The sequence below is a fragment of the Bowmanella denitrificans genome (assembly GCF_039522935.1).
Classification (GTDB): Bacteria; Pseudomonadota; Gammaproteobacteria; order Enterobacterales; family Alteromonadaceae; genus Bowmanella; species Bowmanella denitrificans.
This window is the reverse complement of record NZ_BAAAEI010000031.1, coordinates 199,010-215,504: the sequence shown is the minus strand read 5'-3', so window position 1 is coordinate 215,504 and position 16,495 is coordinate 199,010. Positions and strand designations below refer to the sequence as shown.

The 16,495-nt window shown below is 46.6% G+C and carries 11 protein-coding genes and 1 tRNA gene; 9 read left to right on the top strand and 3 right to left on the bottom strand.

Annotated features, from left to right (window positions below; genetic code table 11):
* The first annotated feature begins 1 nt into the window (after position 1).
* The 5 genes from ABD028_RS22200 (at position 2) to ABD028_RS22180 (ending at position 9,993) form a co-directional block, all read left to right on the top strand.
* Positions 2–1,276, top strand: a complete 1,275-nt coding sequence (locus tag ABD028_RS22200; protein ID WP_343847525.1) for an MraY family glycosyltransferase — start codon at positions 2–4, stop codon at positions 1,274–1,276.
* Positions 1,273–3,285, top strand: a complete 2,013-nt coding sequence (locus tag ABD028_RS22195) for an ATP-binding protein (protein WP_343847524.1) — start codon at positions 1,273–1,275, stop codon at positions 3,283–3,285. Before ABD028_RS22200 ends, ABD028_RS22195 begins: the two co-directional genes overlap by 4 nt.
* Positions 3,286–3,393: 108 nt before the next feature.
* On the top strand, positions 3,394–7,374 hold the full coding sequence (locus tag ABD028_RS22190; protein WP_343847523.1) for a hypothetical protein: 3,981 nt from the start codon (positions 3,394–3,396) through the stop codon (positions 7,372–7,374).
* On the top strand, positions 7,374–9,335 hold the full coding sequence (locus ABD028_RS22185) for a hypothetical protein (RefSeq protein WP_343847522.1): 1,962 nt from the start codon (positions 7,374–7,376) through the stop codon (positions 9,333–9,335). The genes ABD028_RS22190 and ABD028_RS22185 overlap by 1 nt, the downstream gene beginning before the upstream one ends.
* A gap of 313 nt (positions 9,336–9,648) precedes the next feature.
* Positions 9,649–9,993, top strand: coding sequence for a hypothetical protein (locus ABD028_RS22180; protein ID WP_343847521.1), 345 nt, complete (start codon positions 9,649–9,651; stop codon positions 9,991–9,993).
* 133 nt (positions 9,994–10,126) lie between these two features.
* Here ABD028_RS22180 and ABD028_RS22175 read toward each other — a convergent pair.
* Positions 10,127–10,213, bottom strand: a tRNA-Leu gene (locus tag ABD028_RS22175).
* A gap of 678 nt (positions 10,214–10,891) precedes the next feature.
* Between ABD028_RS22175 and ABD028_RS22170 the strand changes: the two genes are divergently transcribed.
* The 3 genes from ABD028_RS22170 to ABD028_RS22160 all read left to right on the top strand — a co-directional run bounded on the left by ABD028_RS22170 (position 10,892) and on the right by ABD028_RS22160 (position 12,910).
* Positions 10,892–11,803, top strand: coding sequence for an SMP-30/gluconolactonase/LRE family protein (locus ABD028_RS22170; protein ID WP_343847520.1), 912 nt, complete (start codon positions 10,892–10,894; stop codon positions 11,801–11,803).
* Between the two features lie 67 nt (positions 11,804–11,870).
* Positions 11,871–12,377 (top strand): RDD family protein, encoded by a 507-nt coding sequence (locus tag ABD028_RS22165; protein ID WP_343847519.1) that lies wholly within the window; start codon positions 11,871–11,873, stop codon positions 12,375–12,377.
* An 83-nt stretch (positions 12,378–12,460) separates the two neighbouring features.
* On the top strand, positions 12,461–12,910 hold the full coding sequence (locus ABD028_RS22160) for a c-type cytochrome (RefSeq protein ID WP_343847518.1): 450 nt from the start codon (positions 12,461–12,463) through the stop codon (positions 12,908–12,910).
* A gap of 32 nt (positions 12,911–12,942) precedes the next feature.
* On the opposite strand, the gene ABD028_RS22155 is transcribed toward ABD028_RS22160, so the two are convergent.
* Positions 12,943–13,503: a PEP-CTERM sorting domain-containing protein gene (locus ABD028_RS22155; protein ID WP_343847517.1), complete on the bottom strand. Its 561-nt coding sequence runs from the start codon at positions 13,501–13,503 to the stop codon at positions 12,943–12,945.
* Between the two features lie 11 nt (positions 13,504–13,514).
* Positions 13,515–15,860 carry a collagenase gene (locus ABD028_RS22150; RefSeq protein WP_343847516.1) on the bottom strand — a complete coding sequence of 782 codons (2,346 nt, stop codon included), beginning with the start codon at positions 15,858–15,860 and terminating at the stop codon, positions 13,515–13,517.
* Positions 15,861–16,093: 233 nt separating this feature from the next.
* On the opposite strand from ABD028_RS22150, the gene ABD028_RS22145 reads away from it, so the two are divergent.
* Positions 16,094–16,495: a nuclear transport factor 2 family protein gene (locus tag ABD028_RS22145; RefSeq protein WP_102794388.1), complete on the top strand. Its 402-nt coding sequence runs from the start codon at positions 16,094–16,096 to the stop codon at positions 16,493–16,495.

The window sequence follows — 16,495 nt, the reverse complement described above, 5'->3', positions numbered from 1 at the left end:
TATGCATAAGATTAATCGTGATGGAATTCTGCTTAGCGTTTTTCTCTTTGTCGTCATATGGGCACCACTCAAGCTCTTACCGCTATTTGATGCGCTAGAAGGCCAGTTCAAAATTATCATCTACCTTCTTATTTTTATAGGGTGTTTCTGGCTAGGTTACCGATTCGCAAAGAAATACGGTCAAAAAAAATTGAACAAACTTTTTTTGCAGCCTTATTTACGGATACCTTTAATTATTTTCATTCCGTTTACTTTTAGTATCGGTATTGTACTTCGCATTCCTGAAGAACCAGTCATTATTGTCGACCCGACGAACTCGAACCCGATCCCCTGTGGTAATTTTGACAACATGGCTGAATTGATAATAGGAAGGGAAAGTCATTTAGGAAGGGGTAAACCAACAAATGACATAGAAGGTTTGGAACGACTAAATCCTGGTTGCAAGGTGTCAGAATCAGCTAGACAGCGATTACAAGAAGCAGACGAAAAATGGCGTGTTCAAAACATCAAGAAGGCTCAAGAAGACGAGGCGCCCCTTGCGCAAGGAAATAAAGAAAACAAAGCGCTAGAAAGCAACCCAGAACAAGATACCGCAAAAAAAGACTATATCTCACCACCGGAAACTGAAGACCAATTTTCAGAGGATAAGATCAGTAATCAAAGTGAAAATGACAAAGCCACAGGTGAAGATATTGGAAAAATAGTGGCGTCGGGTAGAGGCGAAGATGCTACGACAACGACCGAAAATTACCGTAGAGTTTACCGAGATAGCCCAAGCCTAATCGAGGAAATATTTAGGCGTTTAGGAGGTGGAATTGGTGGTGCATTCGGATCGAAAACAACAACAGTTCATAAAATTGTAAAAAGCACCTCGACCACTAGTTTTGACAAAGCAGGCGTTGTCCAACAATTAAAAGCGCAATTTACCAATCTGGATATAAACCAAGCATATGAGCTGCGAAAAGCTATGATTGCAGCCCTAATGAATCAAATACAAGATGGAGGTCTTTCTGAAGAAGATGCGAATGACATATTAAATTCCATCGATAATTTTTTAGATAAAAACAATCCATCAACAAAAGACGCCAACTCAAAACTGAACGCTTGGGTCAATGATACGTGCAATAAGCTTATAGAGGGTGTGACTTTCCCAGAAGGGATGACTCTCCCCGTTTCAACAAGCGAAGCAATAATAAATTGTCTCAATGAGCGCGTTGATGATGCACCCACGCTAGATAAATATGTCGAACTTGTTAAAGGTGTTACTGACCGATGAATAAGGAAATCGTAAATCGAATGCGCAGCATTGCCCGAGAAGCTGGCAGAGATTTAATCGAATGGCTGACGTTCAAGCCTGAGTTGTTACCTGAACCTCATGAGCGTGATGCTGGGCGGTTCTATGAAACAGGTGACCAACTAATTCAAACGGTAATGGCAGCTATTGAACGTAGGCAGCATGTCGTGTTGTACGGCCCCAGGGGATGTGGCAAAAGTTATTGTATTGGTGAAGCGATAAAGAGGGCGGAACGCAACAATATCATCGTTGAGGGTGCATGGACGAAGGTCCAGGGGAATAAAGAAATGTCTCGAGATGCGCTTATTGAAGACGACATCATTCTCATAACAGATAAAGACACCGGTGGAAATGTGCTTCCGGATAGGAAAGGAGCCCCTTTGCTTAGAAGGGTAAACCGCGATGACAAAGGACGCCCAAAACACACGGCGCCCAGTAATAAAGCCACAATAAAACCGCTTGAGCTAGATTATGCAGATAAAAAGCCGTTTGTCTTGTTCCTGGATGAGATTAACCGGTTCTCTGACGGCATCTTGGACAGTCTCCTTCTCCTTCTTGAAGAAGGTCAGGTTGCCATTGGCGAGAACCTTTACCAAATGGATGTTGTCGTTTGTATGACGATGAATCCTCCCGGCTACGACGCATCTGCAAGAACATTGAGCCCCCCGCTAGCAGCACGTATTGGTCAGTCGTTCAGACTTAGAAGCCCAAGCCTTGATGTGTTATCTGATGTTATCTTAAGAGAACAGGTAGGGGATGAGGATCAAGATTGGTCATTGCTGAGGCGCGCAGCGCTTGTTACCCTCTGTTGCTGGGGCGATCCGAATGCAGATAAACCTGGTCTCGAATATTTATCTGGAAATACGCGAGACTTGCTTTCTGAAACATTGAAGAAAGCAAAGCGAGAAGGAAGCCCTGGTGTATTGCAAAATGCAATGGCAACGATTTCCGAGTTGTGCAATTTTGGTCCTGATGGTCGAGCATTAGGAGATTGGTACAGCGCCGCTTATGCTGAAGCAAAGAGAGAAAGTGTAGAACTTGGTTATCGTTTTAATGAGCGGGTTAAGGTTAAGCCGATACATTTTGACAGAGTATCAGTGCGAACACTTGGACACAAAATTCAAGATGCATTCGCTCAAGCTACTAACCCTGGTAAATTGGCACGAAAAGAAAATGCTATACGGCAAATCGCCCATGAGATACTCACTCACCCTGAAACATACAATACTATAGTGGGGCTTAGGCGTAATATTGATGATGAATCTCACCTAAAGGGGTTTGTAAAGCCAATTTGTCGCACGGATCTACTAGTGGAAGATCAGGTGCCCGATAATTTAGTAAGCATCGTTCGCAATAAATTGCTTTCATGCGGTCTTAGTGGCGATAAGGATCTTGAGCGATGGTCTGAATGCTTTGATCGATATTCTCCGGCCAACGCATCTTGTGATCTATCTAATATATTACAGTCAGCAAAAATCATTGAACCATCTGGACAAACGGAAATTTTTCGCTCTGTAGGCGATCGAAATTTTGCCCAATGGATCGGGGAGCGTTGTGGAGAAAGTGACAGCCAAAAATCGGATTCTTGGGTGAAACTGGAAATATCAGAGAACTTTAAGAGTTGTGTTGAAAAGTTCCCAGTAGCAAGGAGTGAACCGCTTGACCGATACTTGGAATCATTAAGTGTTGTTCAAGCGGGCTTAAATGCAGAAAAATTGAAAGAAGACTTTAAGGATATATGCAAAAGTGATCATGGCTTCATAAGGAGCCTTGGTGATGAACTCGACATCCTATGGCACCACGTTGAAATCGATGATCCTGAACGTCTGCTTCATTCAATGAGCCAACGATTGTTGGTTTTGTTGAGTGATCAGCAATCTGTCGCTCAGGCCCTGCACATTCTTAGCAACATAATTTATAGTAAAAGGCTCGGGCAAGGGACTAAACGATTCAAGCACCTCATTGATTCCAAATACCCATTGAAGCCATAGAATGGGTGATAGTGTGCGATGAATATTAACGTGCTATTGGTTTGTATCGCGGCAGTTGCTTGCTTCGGTATAGTGATAAGTCTTTTTCGGCCTCGCCGGAATCGACTATTGAGTGGATCAATTGCGTTAGCTTTAATGACTGGGGGGCTGCTTTATCTAGACTCCGGTGCAAAAGCGATAGAATTGCCAAGGCATCTGATCGCCATTTTTGACTGCAACACCACATCATTACTAACCGTTGAAAATGAGCTGAAGAAATTCTCAAATATCTCGAGCATATCCCTTGTTACGTTTACATCGGATAACAATAAGCAATGCTCGGCATTCTCTGAAGCCCAGCACCCCTTCTCAAGCATTGATTACCGAAGTGACGTAAATACGGTATGGCCAGATAGAGTTGGCATTGCGACAAGCGAAGATTGTGAGGATTCCGCGTCAAACTTAGTAAATAATATTATTTGTGGAATTGACTTTGCTCGGGAGAATAAGCGTTTTAAACACTGGGCTACTGTATCGGTAGCAATTCTAATTCTTGAAAATCAGAGCCAGCTTACCCAAAATATTAGTGACATAGCGACCAATGAAAATAGCGAGGCCATCTCAAAATCGCTCGATCTGATGCTGGTAAAAAAATTACTTTCACTACATGTCCCCCTCCATATATTAAATCGTTCAATTAAAAACGATTATGTCACTACAAGTGAATTGAAATGGGTCAACGATGTATCAGGCTCCCTGCTTTTTAATAAACAAACTCTACACCTACAGCTGAGCAACATCGAGTTAAGCCGTACTGAAAACATATCTCAGCCAAAGGTTACAACAACTTTCCGAGAGTTAGTTGGCCCTGGCTGTAATGAGATTTCCGAAAGCAAAGAACACGTTTTCTACAATGAGAGTTTTCCATTTCTATCATGGGAAGGAAGTAATAATAGTGTTATCTATAGTGCTTCACCATCTTACCTTACCAATATTGGTGTCTGGCGACTCGCTTGTAATGGATGGATTCAACTTGAAAGTAAAGCGTCGATTACTAAGGATAGGCAAATCGACTTTCCTAGCGCCTCTGTATATCTTGAGCAAAAATCAACAAAGCCCGTTATTTTTCTTATTGGGGAAAATGAAGGACGTCTCTCTAGGGAAACTTGGTGGAAAGGGCTAACTACACCAAGTCCATCAATAAATCTTATTCAAGAAATCAATAGAGATAGTTTTCTAGGAAAGTATGATTTATACGCCATATTTTTGAGAAATTTAGCAAACCAGCTAGAAGAAAAGAAGTGCATTTACACTATTTCAACTCTGCGAAGTGGTTCAGAAACCCTCGATCGTCGGTGTTTGTCTGAAGCAGATTCCGTTGTAATCATTGAGCCTAGTACAGAAGATTTGGTTTGGATCGATCAGAAGCAAAAATTCGAAAGCTACCTAATAAACAATGGTAAGGTAATAGCAATTATCGGACCGCCTGTCGCGAGTGATATATTGCCCACTTGGGTGAATGGTTCAAAACCGGCACCTGGCAAATCCTTCGCTCTTACCACACATCAAGAGATGAAAATACAGGTCATCTTTGACAGGTCAATTCTGGCGCAGGCTTATCCTAATGGTATATCACAGCAGCGGGAAATTATTTATTCATTATTAAAAGATAACGAGAAATATCTAAAATGTGAATATCCAGGCTCCAGCGATACAGACAGAGGAACTATTGTAGGAGGGGATGATTTAGAATTTTTAGTACCAAGGGCTACTTTCTCATATGCTTACGACGATACTTCCCCCGTATTGGCAAGAGTTGACATTTCAGGGCCACAGAAATCAGACTTATACAATAAAACTTCCACAGGTGGTGATTTCAATCAGTTTAAATTGGATCCATATTTAGACAGTATTGCATTACTCCAGCTTACGAGATTTGTAAATGTACGCGGCGGAAAGGATGCGTGGTCAAAAACCAAGCGGCCCAACACGATCGTAGTGCTGTTTGCGGCAGATGTATATCAACCAGAACTCAGCACTGTAGATAAGGAGGCGTTGAAGGCCTTCTTTGAAAGCGGCGCACGAGTAATTGTCGTGCCACTTCCTGAAAATGAAGAGTATGTCTCTAAAGAGCAAGTTAAACTTTTCATGAAACAACATTATCCTCGTGGCGCAGAGGGCCCTTTTCAAGCCCTGCAGGCAATCGGTGGGGATTCGGTGATTAAGGCAAATTTTAACGCCGGTGATATTCAGTCACGATTGACCTACAAAGCTTCTGACATGCAGAGGGCCGGTTTTGGTCGAAGTTTTGATTCAGAGGCAGATTGTGTTCGAGATAACAACGGTAATTACTGCGGTGTTATACGTAAAGGTGGTAAAAGGTCAGGGCCTGAAAGATTTACGCCTCTACTACCCACGGATGTTTTTTTAGATTCAGCATTAACGACAGTCGTTTCTAACGGTGATACTGACGTTATTTATACAGAACACGAATTTGGAAAAAGCCGCATCCATACATACGGTTATTCGCCATTTGCGCGGGATTTTATCGAACGTGATGCGCATATCGGGCTTACTCCACCAGAGCCAACATCTTCGAACTCTAAACCTTGGATGTCGGATAGCTGCTTTCTTCCTGGTGAGAGTATTCAAGTGGATAACGAGGAGCTGTATCGTTATAGTACACATACAGATGGATGGGGCTTGCAGTCTTTGCTGGATATCATGAGGATATCTGCTGCTGATATTTCAAATACCTCCGCCGGGCATATCAGCGCAATAGAGAGTAAAGATCATAATTCGTTGGACATTATGGTGAGCGCTGATGAAGCTAAAGCATGGGAAGAGCCTAAAATTTCACGCGGACATATAGCCGCCCCCGTTGGCTATGATCCGATAAACCAGTTCGTTACCTATAGAGTTCGGCGTACAGAGTCAGTGCCCGGTTATTCTCCTTCTCCAATTGTTATAACAAGCCAAGGATTGAGCACTCCTATTGCAGCCGTTTTACAACCGCCGGCCGCGGGTGACAGCGTGTATGGACTTCTTAGAAAAGTTTCAGAGATGAGTGGTGGAACTAGCCAACTGTATTACGGTGTAATTCCATTCACAGCCAATAAATCCGGTACTGCGACAATATCGGTAATAGTATTAACAGGTGTTCTATTTTTGATGAGCGGCTTTGTCAGGCCTTGGAAAGGTGCAAAGCTATCAATCATGGCATTTCTACGTCGCCATAACACAACGATACTGAGAGATGTCAGTGCAGTTGGCTTTTCTGTACAGGCAGTTTTAACAGAATGGGGAGCCAATGTTGGCAGACCTGGAACAGGGAGACACGCAGGGGTTCCCCTTGGTGTGAGAAACCTAATATCAGGTGATTCGTTGGCTAGTGTATTTTGGGTTGATCTAATCGGCATTGTTTCACCCGAAAGATTCCCCATGAAAAAGCCCAGGGTAAAGCTGCGCTCTCTAAATCAATCCAAAGAGTCTCTAATCGTCTTAGATAGCACAGGCGCGTTAAACTTCCCTGCTATCAATGAAAAAATTACGAAAAGTGAATTTGCCTGTAGGCTAGCTTCTGCACTTGCTTTGGCCATGCGAGCCAGTGGTAGTGTGAAGCTAGCTACTACAAGCGCCCGTCCCATTAGTCTAGATGTTGAGCCTGATACGGATCCAAACCATCTCGAATCAGAACTTTATCGACAGGTTGCGGAAAGTCGTGAGGCATTTCAGTTAGATCATAAGGAAATCACGGACGATGAAGAAAATAGATACATTATTGTGATCATCGATCCACTATCAGCATCAACTAGCCAGATTGAAAAACTTTCTGAGCGCGTGATGGCAAATGGTGCCAGTTTTTCTTTGCTACTTGTCGTAAGTGAGGAAGAGCTAAACGCTAATATGCTTCTCAGAGATATTCAATCCGGAACGCTTGTTGATAGGTCGGAATGGACACAGGCAGAAACACGATTGATTCGGGATAAGCGGCTCGGTCAAATTCGAGCAAGCGTTGAAGGGCATGGAGGGAAAGTTGCTATCTTCGACACGAAAATGGTGGATTCGGAGGTCCTATCTGAAATCCGCGAGTCCGGAGTTGCAGACTGATGATAGAGTGGATTGAAAAGTTTATGTTGTATTTCTCTCCAACTTTTTGGCCATGGCCAATTGCACTGTTAGCTACCCTACTTGTTATTGTATTTTCAACTGCATCCTACTGGTTTCTTAATACTGGAGGGTGCTGGTCACGTAGCGAAGGGCTTTTCCGATCTAAAAGCAAGTTCCTGAATTACTCATTAGCCTTCATATTACCAATAATGACTGGGATTGGTGTCTTGCTTACTCTTGTTCCAATACACGTGCCATATGCAATATATTTAAAAAGTGGTTCGCATCCGTATTCATTTGATCCAACTTCCAAAAGCAGATGGGATGGCGAACTTGAAGAATGGAAGGCTCAAGCGAAAAAAGCTGGATTATCACCGATCGACTTACAACCCTACGTTGATCGCGCATTACAATATTTAAACAATAACTACGCGAATAGAGCATGGGACCGAGAAAACATTGGGAATGCACATATATTTATTGAAGCTATTGAACAGTCATTTTCTTCTGAAATAGAGGAAAATCCAAATTTGAAGCCTTGGATTCAACATTTTCCTAGATGGGTGATTGAGAGTATCGAAATTTCGATGCTTAAAGCCATCACTCTTACAAAAAATGTACGAGCTTATACAGTCGAAGCACACCCCAGGACGACACCATCTGGGCATGCTTGGACAGGAATTGACGCATATCTTTCAGTACCATCATTGGTAACTTCCCCTATCTCTGCGATACATGCTGATGCAACAGTCCAACAAATTGGCGATATGCCCATGATAATCGGCAGACCATTTGTTCGTATAGATTCAACAACTAGCTCATCTATAAAGCTCAAGCCAATCATTCAAGTGCGTTGGCCTTCGCCAGAGGATAAATTGAAGATAGAAGTCTATGTCAATGGTAAGAACATGGGCCATCAATATATATATGCGAAAGATATCACTCCTCCAGGCGAAAAAATTCATGTATTGGAGCCGTTCAATGTTGATGAGAAGCCGACGGACATAAAATTAATAGCTAAATTCCAAAATTATGAGTCTAACCATTCTGCATTTCTCATAGGAGAGAAAGCTCGGGTGGCTTTATCACTTCAAGGATTTGACGATCAGTTTAAACATACTCTCGAGCTTTTCTCCGAATGTTCAAATTCAAAAACTACAAACTTTACTGCGTATTATCACAATAGTTTAGAAGTTTCGGATTTCACGTTTTTTAATGATGGGATGCGTGACGTAAATATTATTCTCACAGACGATTACGGAATGTGGTTTTTTCCTGAAGGCATCATTGAAAAAAATAGAAAGAAATTCATGAATGCATCAAAATCGGCGATGAGAGTGGTTCCAAAAGAGGCATACGAGAATGGTATCTACTTAAAAGCAACCCGATCTAATCTTGGTACTCCTGGCATTTTTTCACTATTTAAAACACCATTTTTGTTTGATGAAAATCAGCACTTTTTTGTCGATATCAAGACAGAGGCCCTTTCTTATATTTCTGGTTATAGGTTACCTCGTTGGGACTATTCACGTATGGATCGTAATACCGTGCGCCCGTTATTGTCGAAATGGACTCTTCGTAAAGAAGATGGTACGCCTCAGTCAGTATACCATTTGGCCGTAAATCCTGACCGTCAGGGCTTGTACCTAAAAAAAGATTCGAATGGTATGTGTTTGCCGACAAAACCAGAATCCTATGACTCTGGGCGATTTTTTCCTGTGTGGTTTGAAATTCTCAAGGCAATAAAAAACACCTCCGTTCAACCCTTAAGCAATTTACCAGTTGAGTCTCAATCTCGTCTTATGGAGCCAGTGTTCGCCCTGGATGCGCAAACGCAAACACGATTGCGCGCTGAAAAGATTTTGCCTGGTGTTGCTATTACACTGATAGGTATCATCTTGCATTTTTTGATAGCTGTATATGGTGTGTTATCTGTTAGAAAATTAGTATCTGATAAGTAGCCTGTTTGGTACGAATTGAATCGCCACCAGATTTCTAGATTCAGACTGATTAGTCACGTTAATGTGTGTTAACAAGACGAGCTTGGAACAGCGTGGACACAAGTTCATACACAATCACGATTCTGAAGTTAGCTTGCCATTCAGCCGCAAACTTCGCAGTTGATCACCATCAGGTTTCTAGGCTCTGACTGATTAGTCATCTTAATAGTAATTAACACTGACTAGACGTAGTGCAAGCTGCTAAATAGATAGCGGTTTAAAATCAGTCAGTTAGAATGCTTGATAGACACGTTACTTTTTTTTGCAAGCACTAATGACCACACAGACCGCTCGGCACGACATCGAAGACAACCTTTACATTTACACCCAAGACAACAGCAAGTACTGGTATGCCCGATTCCAGCTTTTCGGTAAATGGTACTGTAAATCCACAAAAGAGAAGGACAAAGATAAAGCTATCGCCAAAGCGCATTACATCATATTGGAGAGCCGGATTAAGGCCGAACAGGGTACGCTGTCCAAGAGCAGACGATTTCGGGATGTGGCTGAGTTGGCCATCTCCAAAATGGAGAATGAACTGGAACACGGAGGCGGTAAGATAATATTCAAGGACTACATCAACGCTTTGCGCAAGTATCATGTGCCGTTCTTTGACTGAATTTTTATCACTTCTATTAGCCAACAGAGAACCTGATATCTGGCAAGTATGCATTAAAACGAAGCACTCGGATCATGCTATAAGACGCACGAACACTTAGTTTGATTTAACAATTTGAAACTGAGGGAACTTATGGTGCCTGGGGTCGGACTCGAACCGACACAATGTTGCCATCGGCGGATTTTGAATCCGCTGCGTCTACCAATTTCGCCACCCAGGCAAGGGGGACATTTACTCAGATTATAGTGTTATCGGTACATTGAGAGTGCCCTGCACTCTTGCGTCTACCAATTTATTCGTCACGTCCTGTGACTCACCTGCTGTGCAGGCCAGCTAAAGCTGTTCAAATTTGCTCCCGGCAAATTTGTCGCCACCCAGGCAAGGGAGGTCTTTCAAACAAATTATGGTTTTTCAGCTTTTAAGAGCGCTTTGCACTCTCGCTGCGGTCGCTACCGGCCTCCTGCCTATCGCGACACTAGTGCTTCCTGCACGTCGTCTACCATTATGCCTCTCGGTTAAGGGAGGTCTTACATCTGACAATGATACCAAGGGCTTGGCTGTCAGAGTGGCAGGCATTATAGCGACTGGCTTTGGCCATGCAAGTATTTTGTCATAATTGCCCTTGCAACTGTTTAATAAACCGTCACTTAGGCTCTTTGGCGGCAATTGTTGCTGTTCCCGACCTTAACCGGTCAGGCACTGTTTTTAAGCCGCAGCTTGTACCTGCGCCAGCCTTGTTGTTGCGGTAGCGATAAATCAATGCGTTATCTCGTTGTTGATTGGCATGTTTTTATTTAACATCCAGTAAAGCCAGAATGGTTAATTGATAACCATCCGGTCAGAATTTTTACCAACAGACTAAACAGAAACACCGCAGGCCGCAGGAGGGCCAGACTGAATGCATTCACTTATTCGTATTGCCCTGGCCCTGATGCCCTTTTCACTCTGTGCCCAGCAACAGGCTATTGATAGCCTTGATTACATCACTGATGGTGTATTTACCAAAGGCGTGGAAGGCCCGGTGGTAGACAATAACGGCGTGCTGTATGCGGTGAATTTTGCCGAGCAGGGCACTATTGGCAAGGTAACCGCAGCAGGCCAGGCCGAGCTACTGGTTAAACTGCCCGGTGATTCGGTGGGAAATGGCCTGCGTTTTAACAGCAACGGGCAATTACTGGTGGCCGATTATGTCAATCACAACGTGCTGGCGGTAGATATGCACAGCCTGCAAGTTAGTGTATTTGCCCACGAGCCCGCCATGCATCAGCCCAATGATATTGCCATCAGCGCCACGGACGTTGTGTATGCCAGCGATCCAAACTGGGCTGACAACAGCGGCCAGCTCTGGGCTATCAGTCCACAGGGGCAGGTCACATTGGTGGAAAAAGGTATGGGCACCACCAACGGGGTGGAAGTCAGTACAGACGAGCAGTATTTGTATGTGAATGAATCAGTGCAGCGTAAAGTCTGGCGTTACAAGCTGGATGCCGAGGGGATGCCCAAAGACAAAACCCTGTTTCACCAGTTTGACGACCACGGTCTGGATGGCATGCGCTGTGACACCCAGGGCAATTTATATATTGCCCGTTATGGTGCCGGCACCGTAGCGGTGTTGTCGCCTGCCGGCGAGCTGCTGCGGGAATATCGCCTGAAGGGACAGCACCCCACCAATGTCGCCTTTGGCGGTGATGACGGCAGAACCTTATTTGTGACAATGCAGCAACGCGGTGCCATTGAAACCTTCAGGGTAGAACACCCCGGCCGCGCCCATATGCTGCAGCAGCAGTTCAGCCATCAACCGGCCCCTTAAGGATTGACTACCCCGGCAGCGCACAGGCTGGTAGACTCCGCACTGTTTTGACCAGCCGGAAGCCGCCATGACCGAACACGCCTCATTCCCCCGCGCCGGATTTTTCCGCCGCCTGGCCGCCATTGTGTACGACAGTCTGGTGGCCCTGGCGGTGTTTATGGTGGCAGGTATTCTGATTACCGTACTGCTGATTATTCTGCTGGAAAACGGCGTATTGGATAAACAGGGCTATCAGCACAGTATGGAAGCCATCGGCCATTCGCCATGGTTGTCGCGGCTGATATTTACCTGGGCGCTGCTGTGGACCTTGGGCTTCTTTTTATGGTTCTGGCGCAACGGCGGCCAAACGATTGGCATGCGCGCCTGGCGGCTGCGCCTGTTCAGCACCAACGAGCAACCACTGGGCTATGGTCGGGCCTTGTGGCGTTTGCTGTGTTCGTTAGGTGGCCTGGGCACCCTGCTGGTGCTGTTTGACGTAAAACACAAACAATCCCTGCAGGACCGGCTGGCGCACACCGAAATGCTGGTGCTAAGCAAAGATGCCAATCATCACAAAGCCTGGAAAGATCTCTGAGCCTGACTTGATCCTGGTCAAAATATCACCAACCCGGATTACCTAAGCTAGGATTACCGCAAACTGCATCCTGGGATCCTGTTATGAAACTCCTGCTTACTGCTGGCTTGATGTTGCTACTGCTAAGTTGCAGTCAGGGCGCTGACTCACCAAGAGGCTTCAGTCTGCCCGAAGGTAATCCAGCCAAAGGGGAATTAGTGTTCAGAAAGTACCAATGTCTGGCCTGCCACAGCTTAAAAGGCTTCGAGGACGATAGCACTGAAAAGCAGTTACCCACACCGGTAAGATTAGGCGGCAATGTCAGCCAGATTAAAACTTACGCAGAGCTGGTGACGTCGGTAATTAACCCGTCCCACAAGATAGCCCAGCATTATGTGCCATCCATGGTATCAGATGACCAGGGGCATTCTAAGATGCGTAATTACAATGATCTGATGACGGTTAGCGAACTGGTCGACTTGGTAGCCTTTTTACAACCGCAATATCAATTGGTGCCGTACCGGCGCACCGACTACCCCACGTTTCTGCCGTAAGTGGCATGGCCCGCAGGCCATGCCAAACGTGCTTACAGGCGTCTTCTTAGCAGCAATAGGCCGCTCGCCAGCAACAGTATGGTGGCGGGCACCGGTACTTGGGCAGCGTCCTGCACCTGAATGGTCAGGGCAGAGAGCTGCGGCATCAGCAGATCCTGGTTATCAAAACTCACCAGGCTCAGGCTGTCCAGACCAATGCTGTGCAAACCCGCGCTGATGGCGCGAAAGCTCAGCGTGGCCAGCACAAAATCTGTGCCTTGTTTGGCCCCTATCACTAAGGCGTCGGCAAACAGATCCGCATAGTCATCCAGCGTCAGGGTACCGGCCAGGGCATTGTGGTCGTCCATCTGCAAAGAGCCAAGACCATCGTCAAAACCGTCGCCAAACTGCCAGCCGGTCAGTTCCAGCCCGGCCAGCGCATAGCTGACCTGGCCGGAAAAGCCACCGAGTAACTCGTTAAAGTCGCTGACCCGTAGTTGTACATTCAGGCTGTCCCCGACCTGCAGTGGGTTCTGGTCGCTTTGCCATGTCAACAAAGCAGCCTGGCCAGCAGAACTAAAGGCCAGCAATATAGTTATCAATAGTGCTTTCATCTTTTACTTCCTCAGGATGCAATGGCGCAGCGTGGTAAATCACACTGACCGGATAGGGCACGGATATCCCGCTGATCTACCCGGCCGTCACCGTTAAAATCAAATTCAGCGCCAAGGGTGGTGGGGTTGCGTAAACGCTGCATAAATAACTGCACGTCACGGCTGTCGATACTGTTGTTGCCGTCCAGGTCGGCAGGGTTGGTATTGCCTGCACACTCACCGGCACCGGCTACCAGGCAGACCAGCCACTGGTCAAATGGTTGATCAAAACGGCTGCCCCAGTCACTGATGATATCCTCATAAGGGGTGAATTCCGGCAGTTCGCCACCGTTATCCGCTTCGCTTTGCCCACAGGTCCACACCCAGTAGCCGGAACCTGTGTAGCCATTTTCACTGTCGTCGTACAGCCAGTACCAACCGTTGGCCTGCGCCTCGGGCTTGGCTTTCCACTGCCAGTCAAATAAACAGCCTTCATTGCCTGCTGCATACTTAGCAGCGCGCATACTGGGCAGAAGTTGCTGGTCAATCTCGACCCGCTGATTTTCCATCATGTAGCGCACAGCCAAATACCCCCAGTAATACACTCGGGCGGTATCACCGTTCTCGTAAGTGGTCTGAAACAGCTGGCTCAGGTCATAAGTGCCCTGCGCCGCTACGGCCAGTGCGTTAGGATTGGTGTTGGGCTGCGACAGATATTCGGCCACACCTTCACCCCACCACACCGAATTGGCGGGCTGGTCACCAAAACCGCCCCATTTGTTAAAACGCCCATCCAGATAGTGAATGTATTCGTGCTCCAGATTCCACACCACAAAGTCGGGTTGCAGCCAGGTGGCCTGGAAGGCAATAAAACGGGCCTGATTGCCGCTAACAGCCGGATCACCTTCCAGATACATACCGCCGTTGTCGGTGTTGATGCCGAAGAAAGTACCGGCATAATTCTGATAATCAGACGACGACTGAAAGATCACGACCTCAAGATCTTCGTTTAAATCGTCGGCCACCGGGGTGGCAGGATTGGTGCCAAAGGTTTGATGGAAAAGTTGTTCCTGACCGGCCAGGGAGGCACAGATCTGCCCGAGGTTTTCGCTGCTGATAGGCTCCTGGAAGCGTACTTTCAGGGTACTGCCACACACATGATTGCCAGACAGCACCACGGCTTCTAAATCAAAATCACAGGCATTGCCATACAGGTCACAATTAGCACTGTCGTAGAAGCTGACCATACCCTGGGCATTAATCCAGCCATTGGCTCCCACACCGTCATAACTGTAAGTGGCCAGAATGCTCTGCATACTGGGGCGCACGGTATTGGCTATCTGCCCGCCCATTTGCAGGAAGCGTCCCAGTTCAGATACCGCGTCAGACCATTGATATTCGCGTGTATGACTGACCAGCCACAGGCCCTGCTGCATCACAAAGCTCTGCAGGTTGGTGATAATTTCCGGATGCGCCGCCAGCACCTGGGCATAATCCTGCTGCTGTTGTTGCATGGCGTTGTAGTAATGGGTCAGCAGTTGCGTGACACCACTTTCCTCATAGCCAATTCCCCAGTTGTCAGTGCGATCCACCGTATTGGCATACCCCAGCAACGCCTGGCTGAATCTGGCCATATAAGGTAAGCGGTTGGTGCCGGAACTGTTCACCAGGATCAGCATCTCGTAGCGGGTCATAAAATCCCGCGATGCACTGCCGTTAAACTGCACAAAGTGCGCGCCGCCAAAGTAGCTGTCGAAGGCCTGCTGAAGTTGTTGTTTATAGGCGGCCTGGAACTGGCGGTTACTGCCGGCAGACGTCTCGGCCCAGTGCATGGCACGCAGGAAAGTCACCAGCTTTTCCAGTTCGGTAGCGCCAGTGGCGGTGCTGCCATCGTAGCCCGCCAGCACATCGTTAATAGCGCCGACAATACTCAGTAAATTAGCGTCACTGAACATGCCGCTGCCAACCCAGGACACATTGTACAAACCATACAGGCAACTGGTCAGTTGCCCCTGTTTTACCGCATCCACCAGCGCACTGCCGGTCAGGCCCTGTAATTCACTGGCACTGCTGCAACTGCTGACAACCGCATTAAGGCTGGCGGATTGTTTGTCCAGCGCCTGACTGGCAGCTTTTTTGCTTTTCAGCACCGGCAGATGTTCGGATTGCATCAGGCGCTGCTGAAATTCCAGCGGCGATAAGGTGCGTGGTGGTCGGGGCGGATGCTGTTCACCTGTATCCACGCCATGTTCTATCGTCAGAACAGATTGTCTGCTAAGCGGGTTTTGGCCCGGGTCTTGCGGATGGTCCTGCCCGGCTTGCGCCTGACTCGTTGCCCCCAGGGCTAACGCCATCCAGCACAGAAGTGGAGCTTTCATCTTTGCTTCCTCGTTTGTTGCTGATTGCTTTTTAGTTATTTGTGCCCACTACTCTGCTGGCTTATTTAAAATAGCATACGATATATTGCATACAATATATTTTACTTATTTTTTATCATTCATTTACATTTACCACCTTGTACCAGGCCAGCCACAGGCTATAACTAATGTCAGGGCCAACGTGGCCTGCCCTGTGTCTGTTAGCTTTGCAATCTGTCGGGAAGGGAAAAACGATGACAAGAGATGAAGCCAGAATTTTCGCCGCCAGTTGGTTACCTGCCTGGACCGGCAATCATCCGGAACTGCTTATCAGCTTTTACGCCAGCGATGCGTTTTATCTGGATCCGGCTGAGCCGCAGGGCTTAAAAGGGCGGGAGGCCATCATGGCGCACTTTGTTAAATTACTGGCGCGCAATCCGGAATGGACCTGGCAGCAACTGGAAGCCATTCCGATGGAAATGGGCTTTGTTAACAAATGGCTGGCACGCATTCCGGTAGGCTATCAGCTCCTGGAAATTAAGGGCGTATGCCTGGTTCAGATCAACACGGACGGGCTGATCCAACGCAATGAGGTGTACTTTGACCGAAGCAGTTGGCTTGACTGCCTGAAGGCCGCCAAACCAAAGGGGAATTAA

Coding starts and splice junctions, on each gene's coding strand:
- ABD028_RS22185 (WP_343847522.1), top strand. CDS start 7,374: ATGATAGAGTGGATTGAAAAGTTTATGTTGTATTTCTCTCCAACTTTT.
- ABD028_RS22170 (WP_343847520.1), top strand. CDS start 10,892: ATGCATTCACTTATTCGTATTGCCCTGGCCCTGATGCCCTTTTCACTC.
- ABD028_RS22155 (WP_343847517.1), bottom strand. CDS start 13,503: ATGAAAGCACTATTGATAACTATATTGCTGGCCTTTAGTTCTGCTGGC.
- ABD028_RS22160 (WP_343847518.1), top strand. CDS start 12,461: ATGAAACTCCTGCTTACTGCTGGCTTGATGTTGCTACTGCTAAGTTGC.
- ABD028_RS22200 (WP_343847525.1), top strand. CDS start 2: ATGCATAAGATTAATCGTGATGGAATTCTGCTTAGCGTTTTTCTCTTT.
- ABD028_RS22145 (WP_102794388.1), top strand. CDS start 16,094: ATGACAAGAGATGAAGCCAGAATTTTCGCCGCCAGTTGGTTACCTGCC.
- ABD028_RS22180 (WP_343847521.1), top strand. CDS start 9,649: ATGACCACACAGACCGCTCGGCACGACATCGAAGACAACCTTTACATT.
- ABD028_RS22165 (WP_343847519.1), top strand. CDS start 11,871: ATGACCGAACACGCCTCATTCCCCCGCGCCGGATTTTTCCGCCGCCTG.
- ABD028_RS22195 (WP_343847524.1), top strand. CDS start 1,273: ATGAATAAGGAAATCGTAAATCGAATGCGCAGCATTGCCCGAGAAGCT.
- ABD028_RS22150 (WP_343847516.1), bottom strand. CDS start 15,860: ATGAAAGCTCCACTTCTGTGCTGGATGGCGTTAGCCCTGGGGGCAACG.